Here is a 22,164-nt window from a genome sequence, read left to right on the forward strand (position 1 = left end):
AACACATCAGCCGACCGCCGCCTCTTGAGACCCCGTGAGATAGCTCACCGGGCACCGGCCGCGGCCGGCACCGTTCCCGGCCGGCTCCGTGGCTGTGCGACGCCTCACACGGCGGTACAACGAGAAACGGGCCTCCACCGTGACATCCGTCACCGGTGGAGACCCGTTTCATCGGTTCTCGTTGTGCGCGAGGGGGGAGTTGAACCCCCACGCCCTTGCGGGCACTGGAACCTGAATCCAGCGCGTCTGCCTATTCCGCCACCCGCGCATTGGGTGTGTCTTCCGTGTCCGGCCCTTGCGGGCTGGCCCCTTCCGACACGCAGAACATTAGCACGTGGGACGGGGTGGATTCACATCCCTTCCCGGGCGCCCCCGCCGCCGGCCCCCGGGTCCCGTCGCGGCGCGCCCGCGGCTGTCACGCGGCGGCGCGGGTACCAAGGAGACGCGGTTCACGTATCAACCTCGTACCGGTCCCGGCCATCTCACCAGGAGGCGGGCCGGGTCCACAGCCGGGTGCGGGACACTGGTCTTCGCCCGCCTCTACGATCCATGCCAGCAGGACACGCGCCAGGAGTTCGAAGGGGAGCCGCTGGGGGAACCGGCTGATTGGCGGGCGCGTAGATACGATCAGCGAGCAGTACCGGAAGTACCGGCAAGGCAGCGGCACACAGCAGGGCAAGACAGCGGCAGGGACGGAGGAGGTGCCCCATGGGAGTCCTGAAGAAGTTCGAGCAGCGTCTCGAAGGTCTGGTGAACGGCACCTTCGCCAAGGTCTTCAAGTCCGAGGTCCAGCCCGTGGAGATCGCCGGAGCGCTCCAGCGGGAGTGCGACAACAACGCCACCATCTGGAACCGCGACCGGACGGTCGTACCCAACGACTTCATCGTGGAGCTGAGCGCGCCCGACCACGAGCGCCTCAGCCCCTACTCCGGGCAGCTCGGCGACGAGCTGGCCGGAATGGTGCGCGACTACGCCAAGCAGCAGCGCTACACCTTCATGGGACCGATCAAGGTCAACCTGGAGAAGGCCGAGGACCTGGACACCGGCCTGTACCGGGTGCGCTCGCGCACCCTCGCCTCCTCCAGCAACCAGCAGGGCCAGGCGCCCGCCGCACCGGCCGGGCGGCCCGGCCCCACGGGCGCCGGCGCCCCGGGCGGCTACGGCCCCTCGCCCGCCGGACCTCCCCCGATGCCGGCCGCACCGCCGCCCGGCGCCCGGCCCGGCGGCTACGGCTACCCGCAGCCCGCCACCCAGCGACCCGCCGCCGCCCCGATGAGCGGCGCGCGCACCCGCTACTGGATCGAGATCAACGGCACCCGCCACCAGATCTCCCGCCCGACGCTGGTGCTGGGCCGCAGCACCGACGCCGACGTGCGGATCGACGACCCCGGCGTCTCCCGCCGGCACTGCGAGATCCGGACCGGAACGCCCTCGACGATCCAGGATCTCGGCTCCACCAACGGCATCGTGGTGGACGGGCAGCACACCACCCGCGCTACGCTCCGCGACGGCTCGCGGATCGTCGTGGGCAGCACCACCGTTATCTATAGGCAAGCCGAAGGGTGAAGCGGGGGCAATGTCAGAGCTGACCCTCACGGTCATGCGGCTGGGTTTCCTGGCCGTACTGTGGCTGTTCGTGATCGTGGCCGTGCAGGTCATCCGGAGCGACCTGTTCGGTACGCGCGTCACTCAGCGCGGATCGCGCAGGGAGGCCGGGCGCCCGCAGCAGACGGCCCCCCGGCAGCAGGCCGCCGCCGCCGCGCCCCCGCCCCAGCGCGGGCAGCAGGGGGGCGGCAGGCGTGGCCGCAACGCCCCCTCCAAGCTGGTAGTCACCGAGGGCACCCTCACGGGTACCACCGTCGCGTTGCAGGGCCAGACCATCACCCTGGGCCGGGCGCACGACTCCACCATCGTGCTGGACGACGACTACGCCTCCAGCCGCCATGCCAGGATCTACCCGGACCAGAACGGCCAGTGGATCATCGAGGATCTCGGCTCCACCAACGGCACCTATCTGGACCGGTCCCGGCTGACGACCCCCACACCGATCCCGCTGGGCGCGCCGATCCGCATCGGCAAGACCGCAATCGAGCTGCGGAAGTAGTGCTACGTCATGAGTAAGCGCGAGCGGAGCGAGCACGCAGCGGCAGGCCGCCACCCGGTCTCCGGCGCGCTCCCGACCGGAGGGTGGGCAGTGTGGCTCGACACGACCGGCTGTACCCGGAGCCGACGGGCGAGGTGCGCATGAGTCTGTCACTGCGCTTTGCCGCCGGATCGCACAAGGGCATGATCCGCGAGGGCAACGAGGACTCCGGTTACGCCGGTCCGCGCCTGCTCGCCATCGCCGACGGCATGGGCGGCCAGGCGGCGGGCGAGGTCGCGTCCTCCGAGGTGATCTCCACCCTGGTCACCCTCGACGACGACGTGCCCGGCTCCGACCTCCTCACCTCCCTCGGTGTGGCCGTGCAGCGCGCCAACGACCAGCTGCGCTCCATGGTCGAGGAGGACCCGCAGCTGGAGGGCATGGGCACGACCCTCACCGCCCTGCTGTGGACCGGGCAGCGGCTCGGCCTGGTGCACGTCGGCGACTCGCGCGCGTATCTGCTCCGCGACGGCGTGCTCACGCAGATCACGCAGGACCACACCTGGGTGCAGCGTCTCGTCGACGAGGGCCGGATCACCGAGGAAGAGGCCACCACCCACCCACAGCGTTCCCTGCTGATGCGCGCCCTCGGCAGCGGCGAGCACGTCGAACCGGATCTGTCGGTGCGCGAGGTCCGGGCGGGCGACCGCTATCTGATCTGCTCCGACGGACTGTCCGGGGTCGTCTCCCACCAGACGATGGAGGAGACCCTCGCCAGCTACCAGGGCCCGCAGGAGACCGTGCAGGAGCTGATCCAGCTCGCGCTGCGCGGCGGCGGTCCGGACAACATCACGGTCATCGTCGCCGACGTCCTCGACCTGGACACCGGTGACACCCTCGCCGGCCAGCTGTCCGACCAGCCGGTCGTGGTCGGTGCCGTCGCCGAGAACCAGCACCACCTGCACGACAACGGCATCATGCAGACGCCGGCCGGCCGCGCCTCCCACCTGGGCCGCCAGAGCCAGCGGCACGGCGGCGGCGAGTTCGGCCCGCCCGGCTCCGGCGACAGCGCCGGCTACGTCCCGGACGGCAGCTTCGACGACTACGCCGACGACGACTTCACCAAGCCGCGCGGGAAGCACCGGTGGCTGAAGAGATCCCTGTACGGCGTCCTCGCCCTCGCCGTCGTCGGCGGCGGCCTCTACGGCGGCTACCGCTGGACGCAGACGCAGTACTACGTCGGCGCGAAGGACGAGCACGTCGCGCTGTACCGCGGGATCAGCCAGGACCTGGCCTGGGTGTCGCTGTCGAAGGTGGAGCGGGACCACCCCGAGATCGAACTCAAGTACCTGCCGCCGTACCAGCAGAAGCAGGTCAAGGCCACGATCACGGAGGGCGGTCTCACGGACGCCCGGACGAAGGTCCAGGAGCTGGCCGTGCAGGCGTCCGCGTGCCGCAAGCAGGCCGAGCGCAAGGCCGCCGCGGAGGCGCGGAGCACCACGAACGGCACCGGCCGGACCGGTGGCGGCACGGGCACCGTCACACGCACCGCCTTCACCAAGGCCCCGACACCGACCACGACCCCGAACCCGTCGGCCTCGAAGCCGTCCCCGACGTCCCCTTCGAAGTCTCCGTCCACGTCCCCGTCCGCGACCCCCAGCCCCGGCCCCACTCTCTCGGAGGACGAGCAGAAGGTCGTCTCGCTGTGCGGTAAGCAGTAGGCAAGCCGTGAGAGGCCCTGTCACACGATGAGCAGTACTACGAATTCGCCGACGCATCACACGTCCACGATCGGCGCGATCGGCGCCCCGAGCCGGCGCAACACCGAGCTGGCCCTGCTGGTCTTCGCGGTGGTCATCCCCGTGTTCGCCTACGCCAACGTGGGCCTCGCCATCGACGACCAGGTCCCCGCCGGGCTGCTGAGCTACGGGCTCGGGCTGGGGCTGCTGGCCGGCGTGGCCCACATCGGCGTCCGGAAGTTCGCGCCGTACGCCGATCCACTGCTGCTGCCGCTGGCCACGCTGCTCAACGGCCTCGGGCTGGTGTGCATCTGGCGGCTGGACCAGTCGAAGCTGCTGCACTCCCTGCCCGACTACTTCCAGGCCGCACCCCGCCAGCTGCTGTACACCGCGCTGGGCATCGCGTTCTTCGTCGTCGTGCTGATCTTCCTCAAGGACCACCGCGTCCTACAGCGGTACACGTACATCTCCATGTTCGGTGCCCTGGTCCTGCTCATCCTGCCGCTGGTGCCGGGCCTCGGCGCCAACATCTACGGCGCCAAGATCTGGATCAACATCCCGGGCCTCGGCTCCCTCCAGCCGGGTGAGTTCGCGAAGATCGTCCTCGCGATCTTCTTCGCCGGTTACCTGATGGTGAAGCGCGATGCCCTGGCCCTCGCCAGCCGCCGCTTCATGGGCCTGTACCTGCCGCGTGGACGCGACCTGGGCCCGATCCTGGTCGTCTGGGCGATCTCGATCCTCATCCTCGTCTTCGAGACCGACCTCGGCACCTCGCTGCTGTTCTTCGGAATGTTCGTGGTCATGCTGTACGTCGCCACGGAGCGGACCAGCTGGATCGTGTTCGGTCTGCTGATGTCCGCGGCGGGCGCGGTCGGTGTGGCGAGCATCGAGCCCCACGTGAAGAGCCGCGTCCAGTCCTGGCTCGACCCGATGAGGGAGTACACGCTCAGCCGCCAGGGCGTCGCCGGACACTCCGAGCAGCTGCAACAGGCGCTGTGGGCGTTCGGCTCGGGCGGCACCCTCGGCAGTGGCTGGGGTCAGGGCCACTCGGACCTGATCCGGTTCGCCGCGAACTCCGACTTCATCCTCGCCACCTTCGGCGAGGAGCTGGGCCTGGCCGGCATCATGGCGATCCTGCTGATCTACGGCCTGATCGTGGAACGCGGCGTGCGCACCGCCCTCGCCGCCCGCGACCCGTTCGGCAAGCTGCTCGCCATCGGCCTCTCCGGCGCCTTCGCGCTCCAGGTGTTCGTCGTGGCCGGCGGTGTGATGGGCCTCATCCCGCTGACGGGTATGACCATGCCGTTCATGGCGTACGGCGGTTCCTCCGTACTGGCGAACTGGGCGCTGATCGGCATCCTCATCCGCATCAGCGACACCGCCCGCCGCCCGGCGCCCGCCCCCGCCGCCAACCCCGACGCCGAGATGACCCAGGTGGTCCGCCCGTCATGAACAAGCCCCTGCGCCGGATCGCGATCTTCTGCGGCCTCCTCGTCCTGACCCTGCTGCTGCGGGACAACTACCTCCAGTACCTCAGGGCCGACAAGCTGAAGGACGACCCGCAGAACCGCCGCGTCACCATCGCCCGCTACGCCACCCCTCGCGGTGACATCATCGTGGGCGGCGACCCCATCACCGGGTCCAGCGCGGCCGGTAAGACCGGCCTGAACGACCTGAAGTACAAGCGGACCTACAAGAACGGCGCCATGTGGGCGCCGGTCACCGGGTACGCCTCGCAGGCCTTCGGCGCCACCCAGCTGGAGTCCATCGACGACGGCATCCTCACCGGCGACGACGACCGGCTGTTCTTCCGCAAGACGCTGGACATGATCACCGGCAAGCAGCAGCAGGGCGGCAACGTCGTCACCACGCTGAACGCCGCCGCGCAGAAGGCCGCGTTCGACGGCCTGCGCCGGCAGGGCGGCAAGGGCGCGGTCGTCGCCCTGGAGCCGTCGACGGGCAAGATACTGGCGCTGGCCTCCTACCCGTCGTACGACCCCTCGTCCTTCGCGGGGAACAGCAACGACGACGCGGCGGCCTGGAAGAAGCTCCAGAAGAAGTACAACCCGGCCGACCCGATGCTGAACCGGGCGCTGCGCGAGACGTATCCGCCGGGCTCCACCTTCAAGGTGGTCACGGCCGCGGCGGCGCTGGAGAACGGCAAGTACACCTCGGCCGACCAGAAGACCGACTCACCGTTGCCGTGGATCATGCCGGGCACCACCACCCAGCTGAAGAACGAGGGCAACATCCCGTGCGAGAACGCGACCATGCGGGTCGCGCTCCAGTACTCCTGCAACAGCGTCTTCGGCAAGATCGGCGCCGACCTCGGCAACGACAAGATGCTCGCCGAGGCGAAGAAGTTCGGCTTCGACTCCCAGCAGTACACCCCGGTGCGGTCCAGCGCCTCGGTGTTCTCCGACGGCATGAACGCGTCGCAGACCGCGCTGTCCTCCATCGGCCAGTACAACACCGCGACCACCCCGCTGCAGATGGCCATGGTCGCCTCGGCGGTCGCCAACGACGGCAAGCTGATGAAGCCGTACATGGTCGACTCGTTGCAGTCCCCCAACCTGGACCCGGTCGCCAAGACCCAGCCGGAGGAGCTGAGCCGGCCGCTGTCGCCCGAGAACGCGCAGATCCTGCAGTCGATGATGGAGACGGTCGTCGAGAAGGGCACCGGTACCCGCGCGAAGATCGACGGGGCGATCGTCGGCGGCAAGACCGGTACCGCCCAGCACGGTGTGGAGAACAGCGAGAACCCGTACGCCTGGTTCATCTCCTACGCCAAGCTCAGCGACCACAGCAGCCCCGTGGCCGTGGCCGTGGTCATCGAGGACGAGGGCGCCAACCGCGACGACATCTCCGGCGGCGGCCTGGCCGCGCCGATCGCGAAGAGCGTCATGGAAGCGGTCATCAACTCCAAGAAGTGACCGCCCCGATCACCGCCGGGTGATGCCGCTCACACCGTCCTCACATCACCGCACGTTGCGGTACCGGTCCCGTATCGGGTTATGGGCTTGGCCAGGTCACACAGAGCGATCCGGGTACGGTAGGCCCGGACGGCAGCCTCCGGCCGCACGCAGACCGTGCGGCCGGGGACCGACGGAGAGGGCTGGTAGGTAGCTATGGAAGAGCCGCGTCGCCTCGGCGGCCGGTACGAGCTGGGCCAGGTGCTCGGCCGCGGTGGCATGGCGGAGGTCTACCTCGCGCATGACACCCGCCTCGGCCGCACCGTTGCGGTGAAGACGCTGCGCGCGGACCTCGCGCGTGATCCGTCCTTCCAGGCCCGGTTCCGCCGGGAGGCCCAGTCGGCCGCCTCGCTCAACCATCCCGCGATCGTCGCGGTCTACGACACGGGCGAGGACTACATCGACGGGGTCTCCATCCCGTACATCGTGATGGAGTACGTCGACGGTTCCACGCTCCGCGAGCTGCTGCACTCCGGCCGCAAGCTGCTGCCCGAGCGCGCGATGGAGATGACCATCGGCATCCTCCAGGGCCTGGAGTACGCGCACCGCAGCGGCATCGTCCACCGGGACATCAAGCCGGCCAACGTCATGCTGACCCGCAACGGCCAGGTCAAGGTGATGGACTTCGGTATCGCCCGCGCCATGGGCGACTCCGGGATGACCATGACCCAGACGGCCGCGGTGATCGGCACGGCCCAGTACCTCTCGCCCGAGCAGGCCAAGGGCGAGCAGGTCGACGCCCGCTCCGACCTCTACTCGACCGGCTGCCTCCTGTACGAGCTGCTGACGGTCCGTCCGCCGTTCGTGGGCGACTCCCCCGTGGCCGTCGCCTACCAGCACGTCCGCGAGGAACCCCAGGCTCCCTCGGTCTTCGACCCCGAGATCACCCCCGAGATGGACGCCATCGTCCTGAAGGCGCTGGTCAAGGACCCCGATTACCGCTACCAGTCGGCCGACGAGATGCGCGCCGACATCGAGGCGTGCCTGGACGGCCAGCCGGTCGCGGCCACGGCCGCGATGGGCGCGGTGGGCTACGGCGGCTACCCCGACGACCAGGCGACGACGGCCCTGCGGTCGGACGCGGGCGCCGGCGCGACCAGCATGCTCCCACCCATGAACCCCGACGACGGCGGCGGTTACGGCTACGACGACCGCCCGGACCGCCGCCGCCAGCAGAAGAAGTCGCACACCTCCACGATCCTGCTGGTGGTGGCGGGCCTGCTGGTGCTGGTCGGCGCCATCCTGATCAGCAAGTGGGCCTTCAGCGGCCAGAACGCGGACAACGGCAAGGTCGTCGTACCGACGTTCGTGGGCCAGCCGGAGAAGACGGCCCGGAAGATGGCCGACAACGCCGGGCTCCAGGTATCGGTCACCAAGAAGTCCTGCGACGACCAGGCCACGGGCAACGTGTGCACCCAGAACCCGGATGCGGGCGGGAAGGTCGCCAAGGACAGCACGGTGACCCTGGTGATCTCCACCGGCGCGCCGAAGGTGACCGTGCCGGACGTGCGCGGTGCCCAGTTCGACCAGGCGGAGGCCGAACTCAAGTCCAAGGGCTTCGACGTCGACAAGAAGACCCAGGTGTCGGACCGCACGCCCGGTGTGGTCATCACCCAGGACCCGGAGGGCGGCACCAGCAAGGAGAAGGGCTCCACGATCACGCTCACGGTCGCCAGGGCCGAGGAGAAGATCACCGTGCCCGACGTCACCGGCAAGTCCTGTGACGAGGCGAAGGCCGAACTCCAGGCCAAGGGCCTCGCGCCGACCTGCAACGACACCGCGGTCACCGACCCCGCCCAGAACGGCAAGGTGCAGAACACCAATCCGGCGGCGGGTCAGCAGGTCGTCAAGAACACCAACGTGGTGATCAACGTCGGCAAGGCGCAGGCACCGCAGAAGACGCCGGTCCCGGACGTCCGGGGCCGCACGGTCGCCGTGGCCCGGCAACTGCTGAACGCCGCCGGCTTCACGAACATCCAGTTCGCGAGCGGCAGCGACGGCAGCGACACCGCGATCGTCGCCGCCCAGGACCCGAAGCAGAACGACCAGGTCGACGACCCGGGGAGCACCACCGTCACCCTGACGACGCTGGGCTTCGGCAACAACAACGGCGGCGGGAACGGCAACGGCGGCGGCGGCAACGGCGGCACCAACTTCTTCGGTGGCACCACCGGCTGACGCCCCGCGCTCGCACGTGGGCCCCTGCCGGGACATCCCGGCAGGGGCCCACGTCGTTCCCGGTGTCACCGGGAGGGCGCGTCAGCGCAGTTCCGCCGGCGGGGTCCGCCGGGCGTCGACCTTCTGCACCCGGACCAGTTCGCCCCAGACGACGTAGCGGTAGCGGGAGGTGTAGACGGGGGTGCAGGTCGTCAGGGTGATGTAGTGGCCGGGCTTCTTCCGGCCGGACTCCCTGGGGACGGACGACAGGACCTTGACGTTGTACTTCGAGGTCTCGGGCAGGATCGAGTAGACCTTGTAGACGTACCAGTTGTCCCGGGTCTCGAAGACGACCGGGTCGCCCTCGCGCAGCTTGTCGATGTTGTGGAACTTCGCGCCGTGGCCGTCGCGGTGGGCGGCGAGGGCGAAGTTGCCGGTCCTGCCGGTCGTGGGCAGCGAGGATCTGACCGGGTCCGTGTAGTAGCCGGCCACACCGTCGTTGAGGACGTCCGTGCCCGTGCCCTTCTCGACCAGCACCTCGCCGTTCTTCATCGCCGGCACGTGCAGGAAGCCGATGCCCTCCTTGGTGTCGAGCGCGCCCGGGCCGGTGTCCCTCTGCTGCGCCCAGTGCTCGCGGACCCGGTCGGCCTGCCGGTCCGCCTTGCGGTCCGCTATGACGTTGGTCCACCACAGCGAGTAGACGACGAACAGGCCGAGCAGCACGCCCGCGGTGATGAGGAGTTCACCGAAGACGCTGACCGCTGTCGCGATCCGGCCGGGGCGCCGGCGGCGCGCGGCCGGATCCGGGTCCGGTTCGGACGCGTCCGTGGTGTCTTCGGTCTCGTCGGTGGTCGCTGCCACAGTTCGTCTGCCCTTACTCGATGAGCCCTACTCGATGAGCGCGTCCGGCTTGCCCTTGCTGCGCGGGCGTTCCTCGACCATCTTGCCCCAGACGATCAGCCGGTACTTGCTGGTGAACTCCGGCGTGCAGGTGGTGAGGGTGATGTAGCGGCCGGGCCGGGTGAACCCGGAGCCCGGCGGGACGGGGTCCAGCACGCTCGTGTTGGACGGCGGGGTCACCGGAAGCATCGAGGTCACCTTGTACACGAAGTACGTGTCCTGTGTCTCGACCACGACCGCGTCGCCGGCCTTGAGCCGGTTGATGTACCGGAACGGCTCACCGTGGGTGTTGCGGTGCGCGGCGAGACCGAAGTTGCCGGTCCGGGCGTCGGGCATCGCCGTCCGGAGCGCGCTCTGCCCGCCGTAGTGCCCGACCATGCCCTTGTCGAGCACCTTCTTGTTGCTGACGCCCTCCGCGATGGGCGCGACGACGTCGAGGGCGGGGATGTGCAGGATGGCGAAGCCCTGGCCCGGTTCGAAGACGCCCGGCTTGCGTTTGCCGCTGGCCCAGTCGTCCTGGAGCTGGTGCGTCTCGCTGCCGGCCTGCGCGTGCGCGCGCACGTTGGTCCACCACAGCTGGTAGGTGACGAACAGCAGCATCAGCACGCCGGTGGTGATGAACACCTCGCCGACGGCCCGGCTCACGAGGACGGCCGGGCCCGGTCTGCGCGCCTTCGCCTGCCGCCGGGCCTCCACCCGGGACCGGGGGCGCCCCGGGTCCCGCTCCGCCGGCGGAGCCGCCGCCCCCCGGGTCCCGCCGTGGCGCCCGCCGCGGCGCTTGGCGGCCTTTCTGCGAGCCGCCCGGCCGCCCGGTGCGGCTCCGGTGGCAGGAGGGGCGGCAGAGGCGCCAGGCGGCCGCAGGGGCGCGTTCCGAGGGACGGTGTCCGCCGGTACCGGGATCCGCAGCGCCATCGTCTCCGCGTCGGCCGGAGGCGGCGGCGCGACGAGGTTCTCGCCACGCGGCGGGCCGGCCTCCGTCAGCCGGGGCATCGGGGCCGTCGGCGGATCCTGCCGGTGTCCCGTGTGCGGCCGCGCACCGCCGGAGGACTCGTACGGTCTGCCGCCGCCGTACAGGTCCTCGCGCTCGGGGCGCAGCGCGGTCACGCCGTGGCCCTGCCCACCACCGGGGCGAGCCCCGCCGATCTCGCCACGGCGCCCTGGTCGCCGCACTCGGCGAGCCAGTTGGCCAGCATCCGGTGGCCGTGCTCGGTCAGCACCGACTCGGGATGGAACTGCACGCCCTCCACCGGGAGTTCGCGGTGACGCAGGCCCATGATGATGCCGTCGTGCGTGCGGGCCGTCACCTCCAGCTCGGCCGGGACGGTCGCCGGCTCGGCGGCCAGGGAGTGGTAGCGGGTCGCGGTGAAGGGCGAGGGCAGGCCCGCGAAGACACCCTTGCCCCCGTGCTCGACCGGCGAGGTCTTGCCGTGCAGCAGCTCGGGCGCCCGGTCGACCACACCGCCGTACGCCACCTGCATGGACTGCATGCCGAGGCAGACACCGAAGACAGGTACGCCGGTCGAGGCGCAGTGGCGGACCATGTCCACGCACACGCCGGCCTCCTCGGGCGTGCCGGGGCCGGGGGAGAGCAGGACGCCGTCGAAGCCGTCCTGGGCGTGCGCGGTCGACACCTCGTCGTTGCGCAGCACCTCGCACTCGGCGCCCAGCTGGTACAGGTACTGGACGAGGTTGAAGACGAAGCTGTCGTAGTTGTCGACGACGAGAATCCGCGCACTCACTGGTTGTCCACCGTCACATCGTTGAAGGGCAGCAGCGGCTCGGCCCACGGGAAGACGTACTGGAACAGGACGTAGACCACGGCCAGGACCAGTACGAGCGAGACGAGCGCCCTCACCCACGCGTTGCCCGGCAGATGCCGCCAGATCCAGCCGTACATGCCGTCCCCTGCCGTCCCTTCCGTGTTCCCTACGGCACCAGACCCACGCCGTACGTCACCAGACTAGCGGCGCGGCGCCTCCGGTTCGGCTGCCTCCGCGGACCCGGTGGGATCCGGGAGGCGCCCGCCGGGTTCCCGGCGCGGGCCGGTCACCGCACGGGCTTGGCGTAGTGCAGGTCCACCGTGCCGGAGTAGCCGGGAAGGGTCACGGTGCCGTCGTCGGCGACTTTCCAGCCGAGGCCGTAGACGTTGACGTACACCATGTAGGTCTGGATCGCCTTGCTCGCCGCGAGCGCCTGCTTCAGCCGCCCCGGGTCCCCGACCGCCGTGATCCGGTACGGCGGTGAGTAGACGCGGCCCTGGAGGATGAGGGTGTTGCCGACGCAGCGCACCGCGCTGGTGGAGATCAGCCTCTGGTCCATGACCTTGATGCCCCGGGCGCCGCCCTGCCACAGCGCGTTCACCACGGCTTGGAGGTCCTGCTGGTGGATGACCAGGTAGTCGGGCTGGGGCTCGGGGTAGCCGGGGAGCTTGGCGGTGGCGTTGGGCGGGGCGTCGTTCAGGGTGACGGTGACGGCCTTGCCGGTGAGCCCGCGGGTGCCCGCGTCGTTCTCCAGGGCGCCGAGCTTGCGGTCGTCGGCCCTGGTGCTGCCGTCGTCGCTCTCGGCCAGTGACTCCACACCGGCGCGCAGGGCCGCGTTGGACTCGTCCAGCCCCTTGTTCTTGCGGCTGCGCTGCTGGATCAGGTCGGACAGCTTCAGCAGGGAGCCGTCCTGCCGGATGTCGGTGCCCCTGGCGGTGTCGAAGCTGGTGAAGAAGATGAGCCCGGCGAGGGCGAAGACGGCCGCCGTGAGGATCCGCACGGGCCGGGGGCGCGGCCGGCGGGCCGGACCGGGGCCCGTTGATCCCGTCCCGGGAAAGTCGGCAGAATTGCTCAACGTACCCTTATCTCCTTCGGCGCCACGGAAGCACTACGCTAACGGACGCCCGGGGGAGCACACAGAGTCGCATGTTGGCCCCTTGTACGCTGCCCCGAGCCCGACCCAGTTCCCTGCGCGGCCACGCAGCGCATCGACAGGAGAGACCCTCGTGCCGAAGTCACGTATCCGCAAGAAGGCCGACTACACGCCGCCCGCGGCGAAGCAGGCGCAGGCCATCAAGCTCACCAACAGTGCCTGGGTCGCACCGGTCATGCTGGCCATGTTCCTGATCGGGCTGGCCTGGATCGTCGTCTTCTACGTGACCGACGGCTCGCTGCCGATCGACAGCCTGGACAACTGGAACATCGTGGTCGGCTTCGGGTTCATCGCCGCCGGCTTCGGCGTCTCCACGCAGTGGAAGTAGCGGCGGCTCCCCGGGCGGAATAGCTCTGCCCACGACTATCCACTGAGTTATCCACAGCTGTTTTCCACAGTGGGGAAAAAGAACGACGATCTGTGGATAACCCGTCGCGCGTTGACGCCGGTGTGACCGGTCGACAGTTCACAGAACATCTGTTCGCCCCCTGCCCTACCTGCGGAAACACATCCGAGCGGCAGGGGGCACAGCCGTGCCCGCACAGTGTGCACCCCCCTCGCCACCCTCTGTGGACAACGGTTCGGTAGCCGGGTGTTCGCAGGCCCGGTCAGGTCAGCTGGGCGGTCCTGACCAGCACCACCGCCACCGCCACGGCGAGGACGGCGGCACAGGTGCCGTACTGGACCAGCGACCGCTTCTCCCGCGGGGCGTGCACCATCGCGAAGCCCGTCACGACGCCGGCGACCAGGCCGCCGATGTGCGCCTCCCAGGCGATGTTGCTGAACCGGAACGTGAAGAACAGGTTGATCACCAGCATCGCGATGACCGGCCGCATGTCGTAGTTCAGCCGGCGCATCAGCACGGCGGTGGCGCCGAAGAGACCGAAGATCGCACCGGAGGCGCCCAGCGACGCGGTCGCCGGGGAGGCGATCAGGTAGGTGAGCGCGCCGCCGGCCAGTCCGGAGACGAAGTACACCGCCAGATAGCGGGTCCGGCCGAGCGCCGCCTCGAGCGGCCCGCCGACCCACCACAGGCTCAGCATGTTGAAGCCGATGTGCCAGTACTCCTCGTGCGCGAACATCGACGTCACGAAGCGGTACCACTCGCCGTCGGCGACCCCCATGGTCGGCGTGAACGGCCTGGGGGGCCACTGGCCGATGAGGACCAGGTGCTCCAGCAGGGACCGGTCGGCCTGGACGGCGATGAACACCGCGAGATTGATCCCGATCAGGATCTTGGTGAGCAGCCGGGGGTCGGACGTGACCGTGCCGCCGGCGAGCGTCCGCGGCCGGGACGCACGCGGCGCCTGCCCCGTACCCGAACCGCCCCGGACGCAGTCGGGGCACTGGAAGCCGACCGAGGCGCTGACCATGCACTCGGGGCAGATGGGGCGTTCGCACCGGGTGCAGCGCACGCCGGTCTCGCGGTCCGGGTGCCGGTAGCACACGGGCGCTCTCCCGGCGTCCTGCGCGCTGCCTGCGGCCTGCTCCATCGGGTCCCCTTGGTCGTCGTGTCCCTGCCTGACGGCACTATCCTGCCCCGCTCATCCTTACGGACGGGGGGCGCGGTTGGTTCCCCGCGCGGGTTTTCCGGGAAAGCGGGTTCCCAGGGAGCCGGGGGCCCAGGGAGAGAGGTGGTCCAGGATGCCGGAATCAGCCCTGGCGCGTCTCGATGACCACCGTCTCGATGACGACGTCCTGGAGCGGACGGTCGTTGCGCCCGGTCGGCACACCGGCGATGGCGTCGACGACCTTCCGCGCGGCCGGGTCGGTGACCTCGCCGAAGATGGTGCGCTTGCCGTTCAGCCAGGTGCTCGGGGTGACCGTGATGAAGAACTGCGAGCCGTTGGTGCCCGGACCCGCGTTGGCCATGGCCATGAGGTACGGGACACCGAAGGACAGGTCGGGGTGGCACTCGTCCTCGAACCCGTAGCCGGGGCCGCCGATGCCGTTGCCCAGGGGATCACCGCCCTGGATCATGAAGCCGCTGATGACGGAGTGGAAGACCGTGCCGTCGTAGAGCGGCTTCCGGCTCTTCTCGCCGGTGCCGGGGTGCGTCCACTCGCGTTCGCCCCGGGCCAGTTCGACGAAGTTCCGCACCGTGACGGGAGCGTGGTGCGGGAAGAGCCGCACCCCGATGTCGCCGAGGGTGGTCTTCAGGGTGGCGTACAGCTGCTCAGCCACGAGGTGCCTTCCGTCGTCGTGCGCTGCGACGACTCGATCCTTGCACGCTCCCGCCCGCGCGTCGCCGCACGCCCGCGACTTCCGCCGGGAGAGGGTTGTCGGCACCCGTATGCGCGTCCGCACATGCTGCGGTCGCCGTTGACAGGCATGATCCGTAAAAGGGTGGAAAGTCGAAATACCGTACGCCACCGAGGAGGAGGAACCCGTGACCCGCATCGAGAGCGTGCGCGCCGCGACCGGTTCGGCGAAGGACAGCGTGCTGCACGCCGCGGAAGTGGTGGCGCCTTACGCCGACACGGCCAAGGAACGTGCCTCGCATTACGCGCAGGAGGCACGCGTACGGCTGGCGCCCGTGGTGTCGCAGGCCGCCGGACAGGCCCGCGTCCAGTACGACGCCCGGCTCGCCCCACGTGTGGAGCAGGCGCTGACGTACGTACCGCCGAAGGTCGACCAGGCCGCGCACGACGCCGCCGCACTCACCCGCAAGGCCGCCCGGCAGGCCGCCGAGTACTCGCTTCCCCGGATCGAACAGGCCGTGGCCGCGACCGCTCCGGTCCGCGACGAGGCCGCCGCCCGCGGCGCCGCCGCCCTGGCCGCGCTGCGCGGCCAGGTCTCGGCCCAGCAGATCCAGAAGCTGGCCCGGCGCAACGCACGGCGCTCCCGGACCGGCCGCACCGTGAAGACGCTTCTGGTGGTCGGCGCCGTGGCGGGTGGCGCGTTCGCCGCGTGGAAGTGGTGGGACAGGCAGGCCAACCCCGACTGGCTGGTCGAACCGTCCGCGGCGACGGAGGTCCCCGACACGGGCCGCCTCAGCTCCGTCGACGGCACGGGCGCCGCGCCACTGGACCCGGAGGTCGAGGCCAAGCAGACGCAGGACGAGCAGACGGACGGTGACGACCGGGCCTGACCCGCGCGGTACCGCCGCACACGACAGAAGACCCCTCCGGCCCGCGAGAGCGGACCGGAGGGGTCTCCTCATGGCCGACGACGGACCCGCATACTCGCCGAGCCGGGGGAAAGAGACCCCTCCGACCTGCGTTTCCGCAGGTCGGAGGGGTCATTTCGCGTGGAGCCTAGGGGAGTCGAACCCCTGACATCCGCCATGCAAAGACGGCGCTCTACCAACTGAGCTAAGGCCCCGGGAGGCAGCGACCGGCCGGAGGAAGCTCCTTCCGGCGGGTGCCGCAGACCAGAGTACCGGGTCACCCCCCGTATCCCGCAAAAAGATTGGGGGTCCCCGCGGATGACCACGCTCCGTAGGATGCTCGACGTGGTTCGCTACAGCGAACCGCGGTTTTCAGGGGAAGCGATGGGGAGACGCAATGGACGCCGCACAGCAGGACGCCACCACGAGAGCGCGGGAGCTCCAGCGGAACTGGTACGGGGAGCCGTTGGGGGCGCTCTTCCGTAAACTCATCGACGATCTCGGGCTGAACCAGGCCCGTCTCGCGGCGGTCCTGGGACTGTCCGCCCCGATGCTTTCGCAGCTGATGAGCGGCCAGCGCGCGAAGATCGGCAACCCCGCGGTGGTGCAGCGGGTACAGCTGCTCCAGGAACTGGCGGCCCTGGTCGCGGACGGCAGTGTCAGCGCCGCCGAGGCGACCGAGCGCATGGACGAGATCAGGAAGTCGCAGGGAGGCTCCGTGCTCAGCAACACCACGCAGACCACGGGCAGTTCCGGCGCCCCCACGGTCAAGCGGGTGGTCCGCGAGATCCAGTCGCTGCTCCGCTCGGTGGCCGCCGCGGGCGACATCATCGACGCCGCGGACACCCTCGCCCCGAGCCACCCGGAACTGGCAGAGTTCCTCCGCGTCTACGGTGCCGGCCGCACCTCCGACGCCGTCGCGCACTACCAGTCCCACCAGAACTGACACCCCGGTCCGCCGGCAGGGCCCCCGGTCGAGAGGTCCGCCGGGGGAGAAGGCGCGGAGGCGGAGGCGCCGGGGCGGGCGCGGGGGCGGAGGCGCGGAGGCGGAGGCGCGTATCCGCCGTCACATGGGTAGGGAAGGGGAGCGAGGGGCACGGGGGCCTCACAGGGCCAGGGGGAGGAGCGGCGGCTGTCATGGGTGAGGTCTTCGCCGGCCGGTACGAGCTGGCCGACCCGATCGGGCGCGGTGGCGTGGGCGCCGTATGGCGGGCCTGGGACCACCGACGGCGGCGGTACGTGGCAGCCAAGGTCCTCCAGCAGCGCGACGCCCACTCCCTGCTCCGCTTCGTCCGCGAGCAGGCCCTGCGCATCGACCATCCGCACGTCCTCGCCCCGGCCAGCTGGGCCGCCGACGACGACAAGGTGCTGTTCACCATGGAGTTGGTCGGCGGCGGCTCCCTGGTCCACCTCGTGGGCGACTACGGGCCCCTCCCGCCCGTGTTCGTGTGCACCCTGCTCGACCAGTTGCTGTCCGGCCTCGCCGCCGTGCACGCCGAGGACGTCGTCCACCGGGACATCAAGCCCGCCAACGTGCTCCTGGAGGCCACCGGTACCGGCCGGCCGCGGCTGCGGCTGTCCGACTTCGGCATCGCCATGCGGCTGGGTGAGCCCCGGCTGACGGAGACCAACCTCGTGGTGGGCACGCCCGGTTACCTCGCTCCCGAGCAGATGCTGGGCGCCGAACCGGGCTTCTCCGCCGACCTGTTCGCCGTCGGCCTGGTCGCCCTGTACCTCCTGGAGGGCGCGCGGCCCGACGCCAAGGCGCTCGTGCAGTACTTCCTGGAACACGGGACGCCCGGTGCCCCCCAGGGCGTCCCGGAACCGCTCTGGCAGGTCGTCGCCACGCTCCTCCAGCCGGACCCCGAGGACCGTTTCCGCACCGCCACGGGGGCGCGCAAGGCGCTCGCCGCCGCCGCGGAACTCCTGCCCGAGCCCGGCCCCGACGACGAACTCATCGAGATCTTCGACCAACTCGGCCCGCTGCCTCCGGGCTTCGGACCCGACGGCCCCCTCGTGCGGGCCTCCGGTGTGGTCCTGGAAACGGTCCCGGGGGCGGGTGCGCGGACCGTACCGGAGGCGGCTCACCCGGCGTCCTCGGTGACCGGCACCGGTTCCGGCGCGCGGCACGGGAGCACGCCGACGGGCACCGGACCGACGGGCACCGGCTCCCTGTCGGACACCGGCAGCTTCCGCCTGCCCCCTCCTCGGCAACCCCCGGCGCCGGATCCGCGTACCGGCTCCGGCACCGCCGCCTACACCGCCCCCGATCCCCAGCCACCGCCCCGGACACCCCCACCGGTCCCGCCCGCGCCGCGGCCCGCCCGGGGCCGCCGTGGCCGGCGCGCGGCCCGACGCCCCGGTCCCCCGGCCCGCGTCGTGCTCCCGGTCCTGCTGCTGGCGCTCGTCTGCTACGCGGTCGGTTTCTGGGCGCTGGCCCGTCTCTGAGCCCGCCGGGCCGTCACCGTCCAGCCGCCGAGGAACAGCAGCAGCACGGTTCCCCCGCCGATCCCGCCGACGGCGGCCAGCGTCATCGTGAGGTCACCGCCGTCCCCGGTGGCCCCGGTCAGCGCGGCCGTCCGGTCCTGACCGGTGACCGTGAGGACGCCGTCCGGGACGGGCCGCCCCGCGTACCCCGGTCCCGGGTGCGCCCGCCCGCCCACCCGGACCCGCAGGGTCACCTCGAACGGCCCCGGCCCGAACGTGCCGGTCATCCGCGCGCTGAGGTGCAGCACCAGGTAGTAGTCACCGGCGAAGCGGACGGAGGTCACCGCGGTGGGAACGGCGTACCGGTTGGCGTACTCCACCGGTGGCAGCGGCTGGAGGGCGGCGGGCCCGGCGGTGCCGGTGTAACCGACGGAGGCGTCGTCGACGTAGCCGCGGACGGGGTTGTAGAGGGAGAGGTTCAGGGCGCCGCCGACGTATCCGTGCCCCGGGGAGTCACCCAGGCCGGCGGAGGCGTACAGCTGGCGGCCCCAGTCGAGCGGCACCTTGTAGAACCGCGTCTGTCCGGGCTCCAGGCGGGTCCGCCAGACGCCCTCGCCCAGCGGACGCGCCGCGGCGAAGCCGGTGCCGCCGGAACGGTCGCGGGGCGCGGCGGTGAGAGGCCCGGGGGTGTCGGAGTCCCGGGCCCGGGGGGCGGTGGTGGCGCCGGGGTGGGCCAGGGCCGGTTCCGTGGCGGGCGCGATCTCCAGATCCCACGCGCCGGCCGGGGCCGCCGCGCCGGAGCCCCGGGCGTCGAGGCGTTCGACGAGGAGCTGGAAGGTGCCCGCGCCCTGGCACAGCGACTTCCCGGTCTCGCGCTGCCCCGAAGCCGTCACCGGGCGCGGGCTGAGTCCGGCGCCGAAACGGGCGGAGGCGTAGGAGCAGGCCGTGCCCTGCGCGTCCCTGAGCGAGACGCGGATGCCGTCGGTGGCGGAGACGGTGGCGTCCGCCGGCGGGACGGCGGTGACGGGGACGTACGCGGTGTCCGCGGCGGCCAGCTTGAGCCGGTAGTAGAGCCGGCCGTTGCGCGGGAGGGTGCCGCGGTAGGTGCGGCCGGGGTCCAGCAGTGCGGCCCCGGCGGCGTTCCGCGCGCCCGTGACCGCCCGGGCGCCGGGAGCGAAGGCGTACGGCCCCGGGTGCGGCCCGGCGGCTGCCGCCGGCGGCGCGGCCGGCAGCACGAGGGCCGCGCAGACGGCGGCGCAGACGGCGGCACGGACGGCGGACGAGGCGGGACCGGCACAGGCGGCTGCCGGCACGCACCGGCGGGCGCCCCGCCGCAGTGCCGCCGTACGCACATCCGCGCCCCGCCGCCACGCGATCCGCACGCGCGCGTGCCACCACCACGCCCCAGGCCTCAACACGTGCCGCCACCACGCCGTACGTCCTCGCACGTGCCGCCACCCCCGGTCATGGTCCGCGTCCGCCGTCCGCCGTCCGCGTCCCATCCTGCCCCGGCCGGCCCTGCGCCGTCCGGGGCACGCGTACGGCCGTCCGAAAAGCCCGCCACCGCCCCCGGGCCCCGCCGGACCGCCGTACCCCACCCGCCGGCACCCCGCAACACGGGACAGCGCCCGCGGCGACGCGGAACCCGGACCCCGAGAACGCGAAACCCCGACCGCGAAGGCGGCCGGGGTCGGTTCAGCTGGGGTGTGGGGGACTCACGAACCCGTGGGCACGGAGTCAGTCGCCTCCGTCCACAGGTCCTGCTCGGCGCGATCCGCCTGGATCTGCCGGTACACGAGGAGCCCGCCGATGGCGGCCAGTGCGACCAGGAGCAGCTTCTTCACCGCGCGACCTCGTCTTTCCTTGACGTAAGGGACCTCTGGCGCCCGACTATACACACCGACCGATATCGATCGGTGACCTGCGTCGGGGCCTCAACTCCCCGCCTTGGGCAGCACCGAGGTTCTCCGTCCCCGTGCACCCGTCCGGGTGGTGTTCATCGGAACATCGACGCGCCACGGCCGTTGGTCCACCACTTCGCGAACCTCATACACATCATGAGGAAAGTACGCAAATCGCCCAACCCGAAAGTGAGGGGCCATGACCCAGAACAAGGTCATGAAGCTGTGGACCGCCATCGTCACCGCCTTCCTCGCGCTGTGCACGGCGCTCGGACTCGTCACCGCCGGCTCCGCGACCGCCGCCGCGGCCGGACCCCGGACCGAGAGTCCCCGCACCGGCACCGCGCAGCAGTCGGCACCGATGATCCCGGCCACGAGCCGCTGGGCCTGGTCCCACGGCAGGGCCCTGCCCCCCACGATGAAGCAACGCATCCGGGCCGAGGCCCACGGGAAGGCCCCGCGCTGCCGGCACCGCCCCCGCACCGGGGCACACACCGAGACGACGGACACCGATGACGCGGCCCAGTTCCTGAACTGCTGATCCGTTCCTGCCGCAGTACCGCAACGTCTCGACACCACGGCGACTTGCGTACGCACCAGTCGACACGGAAGACCCCCGGCCGGATCGGCCGGGGGTCTCGCGCTGTTCCGGCCCCCGCATCGCCGGCGTGCCCGGCCCGTACGCCATGCTTGTACGGCCCCGGCCCCGGCCCCGACCCCGACCCCGACAGCGACCCCGAACCCGAACCCGAGCCCCACACGCGGCCCCGACCCCATCCGCGGCCCCGGAAGGAGGTGAGTGCCGCCGTGAACCGGCGCGTCACCGTTGTCACCGCTGTCCACGGCCCGTCCGCCCGTTTCCTGCCGGACGCCTACGCCTCCCTGTGCGACCAGCGGCTCCCCGACGGCTGGGAGTGGCGGTGGGTCGTCCAGGAGGACGGCTTCACGGCCGAGGTCCGCCCGCACGTCCCGGACGGCGACGCACGCGTGACCTTCCGCCAGGGACGGCCCGGCGGCCCCGGAGTCGCGCGCACGATCGCGCTGGCGCGCGCCGAGGGCCCGTACGTCAAGGTCCTGGACGCCGACGACCGCCTCGCACCGGGCGCGCTCGCCCGCGACCTGGCCGTGCTGGAAGCCGACCCCGCCATCGGGTGGACCACGTCCCGTGTCCTGGACCTGCTGCCCGACGGCTCCACGGCCGGCTTCCCCGGCGACCCGGACGACGGGCCGCTCGAACGCGGTGCCGTCCTCGACCTCTGGCGGCGCAACGACTTCCGCGCACCGGTCCATCCCGCGACACTCTGCGTCCGGCGGGAGCTGCTGACCGCACTGGGCGGCTGGATGGCGCTGCCGGCCTCCGAGGACACCGGCCTGCTGCTGGCGCTGAGCGCGGTGAGCCGCGGCTGGTTCTCGGCGGAGACCGGCCTGCTGTACCGCAAGTGGGAGGGGCAGGTCACGGGTCAGGCGCCGCACGGGGATCCGGTCGAGCGCGCGGCCCGCACGGCGGTCGCGGAGGCCAGGGCCCGCGCCCTGGCGGACCTTGGCTGGAGCTATCCGCCCGCCGCGCCGGGACCGTCATCCTCCGCCCCGGCTACGACGTGACGTCCTGCTCCGTGCAGACGATCGCCTGCGAGGGGCACCTCTCGGCCGCCTCGCGGACCGCTGCCAGGCTCTGCGGGTCCGCGGCGGCCTGGGCACCACCGGGCCGCACGACGCCGTAACCGTCCTCGAACGCGAACACGGCCGGTGCCCGGTGCGCGCACTCGGCCGAGCCGTAGCACAGCGAGCGGTCGACGGAGACCTTCATACGTCCTCCAGCCGTCAGCGGCGAGCTCGGTGTCCCCCCGGACCCGTCCCTGCCCGGCAGAGCACCCGCCGAACCGTCCCCGCACGCATCGGCACCTCGCTTCGGCAGCTCCGCGCCCTGCCCGCCCGGCACCGGTCCCTCCCCTCGTGGGGACCG

The 22,164-nt window shown here is 71.4% G+C and carries 22 protein-coding genes and 2 tRNA genes; 12 read left to right on the top strand and 12 right to left on the bottom strand.

Annotated features, from left to right (window positions below; translation table 11 throughout):
• Nucleotides 1-184: 184 nt before the first annotated feature.
• A tRNA-Leu gene (locus ACGFT1_RS10170) sits at nt 185-268 on the bottom strand.
• Between the two features lie 440 nt (nt 269-708).
• On the opposite strand from ACGFT1_RS10170, the gene ACGFT1_RS10175 reads away from it, so the two are divergent.
• From ACGFT1_RS10175 to pknB, 6 genes are all read left to right on the top strand, one after another.
• A complete protein-coding gene (locus tag ACGFT1_RS10175) occupies nt 709-1,566 on the top strand; it encodes an FhaA domain-containing protein (RefSeq protein ID WP_373908560.1) in 858 nt (285 codons plus the stop codon).
• Between the two features lie 10 nt (nt 1,567-1,576).
• Nucleotides 1,577-2,104 (top strand): FHA domain-containing protein, encoded by a 528-nt coding sequence (locus ACGFT1_RS10180; RefSeq protein WP_373908561.1) that lies wholly within the window; start codon nt 1,577-1,579, stop codon nt 2,102-2,104.
• A gap of 140 nt (nt 2,105-2,244) precedes the next feature.
• The gene (locus tag ACGFT1_RS10185; RefSeq protein ID WP_373908761.1) at nt 2,245-3,804 is read left to right on the top strand and encodes a Stp1/IreP family PP2C-type Ser/Thr phosphatase; all 1,560 of its coding nucleotides are present in this window, start codon (nt 2,245-2,247) and stop codon (nt 3,802-3,804) included.
• A 27-nt stretch (nt 3,805-3,831) separates the two neighbouring features.
• On the top strand, nt 3,832-5,274 hold the full coding sequence (locus tag ACGFT1_RS10190) for an FtsW/RodA/SpoVE family cell cycle protein (protein WP_373908562.1): 1,443 nt from the start codon (nt 3,832-3,834) through the stop codon (nt 5,272-5,274).
• A complete protein-coding gene (locus ACGFT1_RS10195) occupies nt 5,271-6,755 on the top strand; it encodes a peptidoglycan D,D-transpeptidase FtsI family protein (RefSeq protein ID WP_373908563.1) in 1,485 nt (494 codons plus the stop codon). The genes ACGFT1_RS10190 and ACGFT1_RS10195 overlap by 4 nt, the downstream gene beginning before the upstream one ends.
• A gap of 195 nt (nt 6,756-6,950) precedes the next feature.
• Entirely contained in the window at nt 6,951-8,972 is a 2,022-nt protein-coding gene (pknB, locus tag ACGFT1_RS10200) for a Stk1 family PASTA domain-containing Ser/Thr kinase (protein ID WP_373908564.1), read from the top strand.
• Nucleotides 8,973-9,053: 81 nt separating this feature from the next.
• Here pknB and ACGFT1_RS10205 read toward each other — a convergent pair whose 3' ends face one another.
• From ACGFT1_RS10205 to ACGFT1_RS10225, 5 genes are all read right to left on the bottom strand, one after another.
• Nucleotides 9,054-9,812 (bottom strand): class E sortase, encoded by a 759-nt coding sequence (locus tag ACGFT1_RS10205; protein ID WP_373908565.1) that lies wholly within the window; start codon nt 9,810-9,812, stop codon nt 9,054-9,056.
• Between the two features lie 27 nt (nt 9,813-9,839).
• Nucleotides 9,840-10,955, bottom strand: coding sequence for a class E sortase (locus tag ACGFT1_RS10210; protein WP_373908566.1), 1,116 nt, complete (start codon nt 10,953-10,955; stop codon nt 9,840-9,842).
• Entirely contained in the window at nt 10,952-11,590 is a 639-nt protein-coding gene (locus tag ACGFT1_RS10215) for an aminodeoxychorismate/anthranilate synthase component II (RefSeq protein ID WP_373908567.1), read from the bottom strand. Before ACGFT1_RS10215 ends, ACGFT1_RS10210 begins: the two co-directional genes overlap by 4 nt.
• On the bottom strand, nt 11,587-11,748 hold the full coding sequence (locus ACGFT1_RS10220; protein ID WP_356819042.1) for a hypothetical protein: 162 nt from the start codon (nt 11,746-11,748) through the stop codon (nt 11,587-11,589). Before ACGFT1_RS10220 ends, ACGFT1_RS10215 begins: the two co-directional genes overlap by 4 nt.
• A 149-nt stretch (nt 11,749-11,897) precedes the next feature.
• Nucleotides 11,898-12,686, bottom strand: a complete 789-nt coding sequence (locus ACGFT1_RS10225) for a DUF881 domain-containing protein (protein ID WP_373908568.1) — start codon at nt 12,684-12,686, stop codon at nt 11,898-11,900.
• Between the two features lie 151 nt (nt 12,687-12,837).
• Here ACGFT1_RS10225 and crgA point away from each other — a divergent pair, with 151 nt between their 5' ends.
• On the top strand, nt 12,838-13,092 hold the full coding sequence (gene crgA / locus ACGFT1_RS10230) for a cell division protein CrgA (protein ID WP_356819045.1): 255 nt from the start codon (nt 12,838-12,840) through the stop codon (nt 13,090-13,092).
• 280 nt (nt 13,093-13,372) lie between these two features.
• Here the strand turns inward: crgA and ACGFT1_RS10235 are convergent, their stop codons facing one another.
• Together ACGFT1_RS10235 and ACGFT1_RS10240 are read right to left on the bottom strand one after the other, a co-directional pair.
• On the bottom strand, nt 13,373-14,257 hold the full coding sequence (locus ACGFT1_RS10235) for a rhomboid family intramembrane serine protease (RefSeq protein ID WP_373908569.1): 885 nt from the start codon (nt 14,255-14,257) through the stop codon (nt 13,373-13,375).
• Nucleotides 14,258-14,417: 160 nt separating this feature from the next.
• Entirely contained in the window at nt 14,418-14,948 is a 531-nt protein-coding gene (locus tag ACGFT1_RS10240) for a peptidylprolyl isomerase (RefSeq protein ID WP_373908570.1), read from the bottom strand.
• Between the two features lie 205 nt (nt 14,949-15,153).
• Between ACGFT1_RS10240 and ACGFT1_RS10245 the strand changes: the two genes are divergently transcribed.
• Nucleotides 15,154-15,855 carry a DUF5324 family protein gene (locus tag ACGFT1_RS10245; protein WP_373908571.1) on the top strand — a complete coding sequence of 234 codons (702 nt, stop codon included), beginning with the start codon at nt 15,154-15,156 and terminating at the stop codon, nt 15,853-15,855.
• Nucleotides 15,856-16,015: 160 nt separating this feature from the next.
• Here ACGFT1_RS10245 and ACGFT1_RS10250 read toward each other — a convergent pair.
• Nucleotides 16,016-16,088, bottom strand: a tRNA-Ala gene (locus ACGFT1_RS10250).
• 182 nt (nt 16,089-16,270) lie between these two features.
• Between ACGFT1_RS10250 and ACGFT1_RS10255 the strand changes: the two genes are divergently transcribed.
• Nucleotides 16,271-16,819 (top strand): helix-turn-helix domain-containing protein, encoded by a 549-nt coding sequence (locus ACGFT1_RS10255; protein ID WP_373908572.1) that lies wholly within the window; start codon nt 16,271-16,273, stop codon nt 16,817-16,819.
• A 191-nt stretch (nt 16,820-17,010) separates the two neighbouring features.
• Entirely contained in the window at nt 17,011-18,321 is a 1,311-nt protein-coding gene (locus tag ACGFT1_RS10260) for a serine/threonine-protein kinase (protein WP_373908573.1), read from the top strand.
• Here the strand turns inward: ACGFT1_RS10260 and ACGFT1_RS10265 are convergent.
• The gene (locus ACGFT1_RS10265) at nt 18,285-19,682 is read right to left on the bottom strand and encodes a hypothetical protein (RefSeq protein ID WP_373908574.1); all 1,398 of its coding nucleotides are present in this window, start codon (nt 19,680-19,682) and stop codon (nt 18,285-18,287) included. The genes ACGFT1_RS10260 and ACGFT1_RS10265 overlap by 37 nt on opposite strands.
• A 333-nt stretch (nt 19,683-20,015) precedes the next feature.
• Nucleotides 20,016-20,144, bottom strand: coding sequence for a DLW-39 family protein (locus ACGFT1_RS10270; RefSeq protein ID WP_003999697.1), 129 nt, complete (start codon nt 20,142-20,144; stop codon nt 20,016-20,018).
• Nucleotides 20,145-20,400: 256 nt separating this feature from the next.
• Here ACGFT1_RS10270 and ACGFT1_RS10275 point away from each other — a divergent pair, with 256 nt between their 5' ends.
• Both ACGFT1_RS10275 and ACGFT1_RS10280 read left to right on the top strand, forming a co-directional pair.
• Nucleotides 20,401-20,742, top strand: a complete 342-nt coding sequence (locus ACGFT1_RS10275) for a DUF6344 domain-containing protein (protein ID WP_373908575.1) — start codon at nt 20,401-20,403, stop codon at nt 20,740-20,742.
• A 254-nt stretch (nt 20,743-20,996) separates the two neighbouring features.
• On the top strand, nt 20,997-21,803 hold the full coding sequence (locus ACGFT1_RS10280; protein WP_373908576.1) for a glycosyltransferase family 2 protein: 807 nt from the start codon (nt 20,997-20,999) through the stop codon (nt 21,801-21,803).
• Here the strand turns inward: ACGFT1_RS10280 and ACGFT1_RS10285 are convergent.
• Nucleotides 21,793-22,008, bottom strand: a complete 216-nt coding sequence (locus ACGFT1_RS10285) for a ferredoxin (RefSeq protein ID WP_373908577.1) — start codon at nt 22,006-22,008, stop codon at nt 21,793-21,795. The genes ACGFT1_RS10280 and ACGFT1_RS10285 overlap by 11 nt on opposite strands.
• Nucleotides 22,009-22,164 lie beyond the last annotated feature (156 nt).

It is taken from the genome of Streptomyces sp. Y20 (assembly GCF_043195475.1).
GTDB lineage: Bacteria > Actinomycetota > Actinomycetes > Streptomycetales > Streptomycetaceae > Streptomyces.

Bases quoted from the DNA above. Each gene is read 5' to 3' on its own strand.
- ACGFT1_RS10175 (WP_373908560.1), top strand. From the start codon at position 709: ATGGGAGTCCTGAAGAAGTTCGAGCAGCGTCTCGAAGGTCTGGTGAAC.
- ACGFT1_RS10180 (WP_373908561.1), top strand. From the start codon at position 1,577: ATGTCAGAGCTGACCCTCACGGTCATGCGGCTGGGTTTCCTGGCCGTA.
- ACGFT1_RS10185 (WP_373908761.1), top strand. From the start codon at position 2,245: ATGAGTCTGTCACTGCGCTTTGCCGCCGGATCGCACAAGGGCATGATC.
- ACGFT1_RS10190 (WP_373908562.1), top strand. From the start codon at position 3,832: ATGAGCAGTACTACGAATTCGCCGACGCATCACACGTCCACGATCGGC.
- ACGFT1_RS10195 (WP_373908563.1), top strand. From the start codon at position 5,271: ATGAACAAGCCCCTGCGCCGGATCGCGATCTTCTGCGGCCTCCTCGTC.
- pknB (WP_373908564.1), top strand. From the start codon at position 6,951: ATGGAAGAGCCGCGTCGCCTCGGCGGCCGGTACGAGCTGGGCCAGGTG.
- ACGFT1_RS10220 (WP_356819042.1), bottom strand. From the start codon at position 11,748: ATGTACGGCTGGATCTGGCGGCATCTGCCGGGCAACGCGTGGGTGAGG.
- ACGFT1_RS10235 (WP_373908569.1), bottom strand. From the start codon at position 14,257: ATGGAGCAGGCCGCAGGCAGCGCGCAGGACGCCGGGAGAGCGCCCGTG.
- ACGFT1_RS10255 (WP_373908572.1), top strand. From the start codon at position 16,271: ATGGACGCCGCACAGCAGGACGCCACCACGAGAGCGCGGGAGCTCCAG.
- ACGFT1_RS10260 (WP_373908573.1), top strand. From the start codon at position 17,011: ATGGGTGAGGTCTTCGCCGGCCGGTACGAGCTGGCCGACCCGATCGGG.
- ACGFT1_RS10275 (WP_373908575.1), top strand. From the start codon at position 20,401: ATGACCCAGAACAAGGTCATGAAGCTGTGGACCGCCATCGTCACCGCC.
- ACGFT1_RS10285 (WP_373908577.1), bottom strand. From the start codon at position 22,008: ATGAAGGTCTCCGTCGACCGCTCGCTGTGCTACGGCTCGGCCGAGTGC.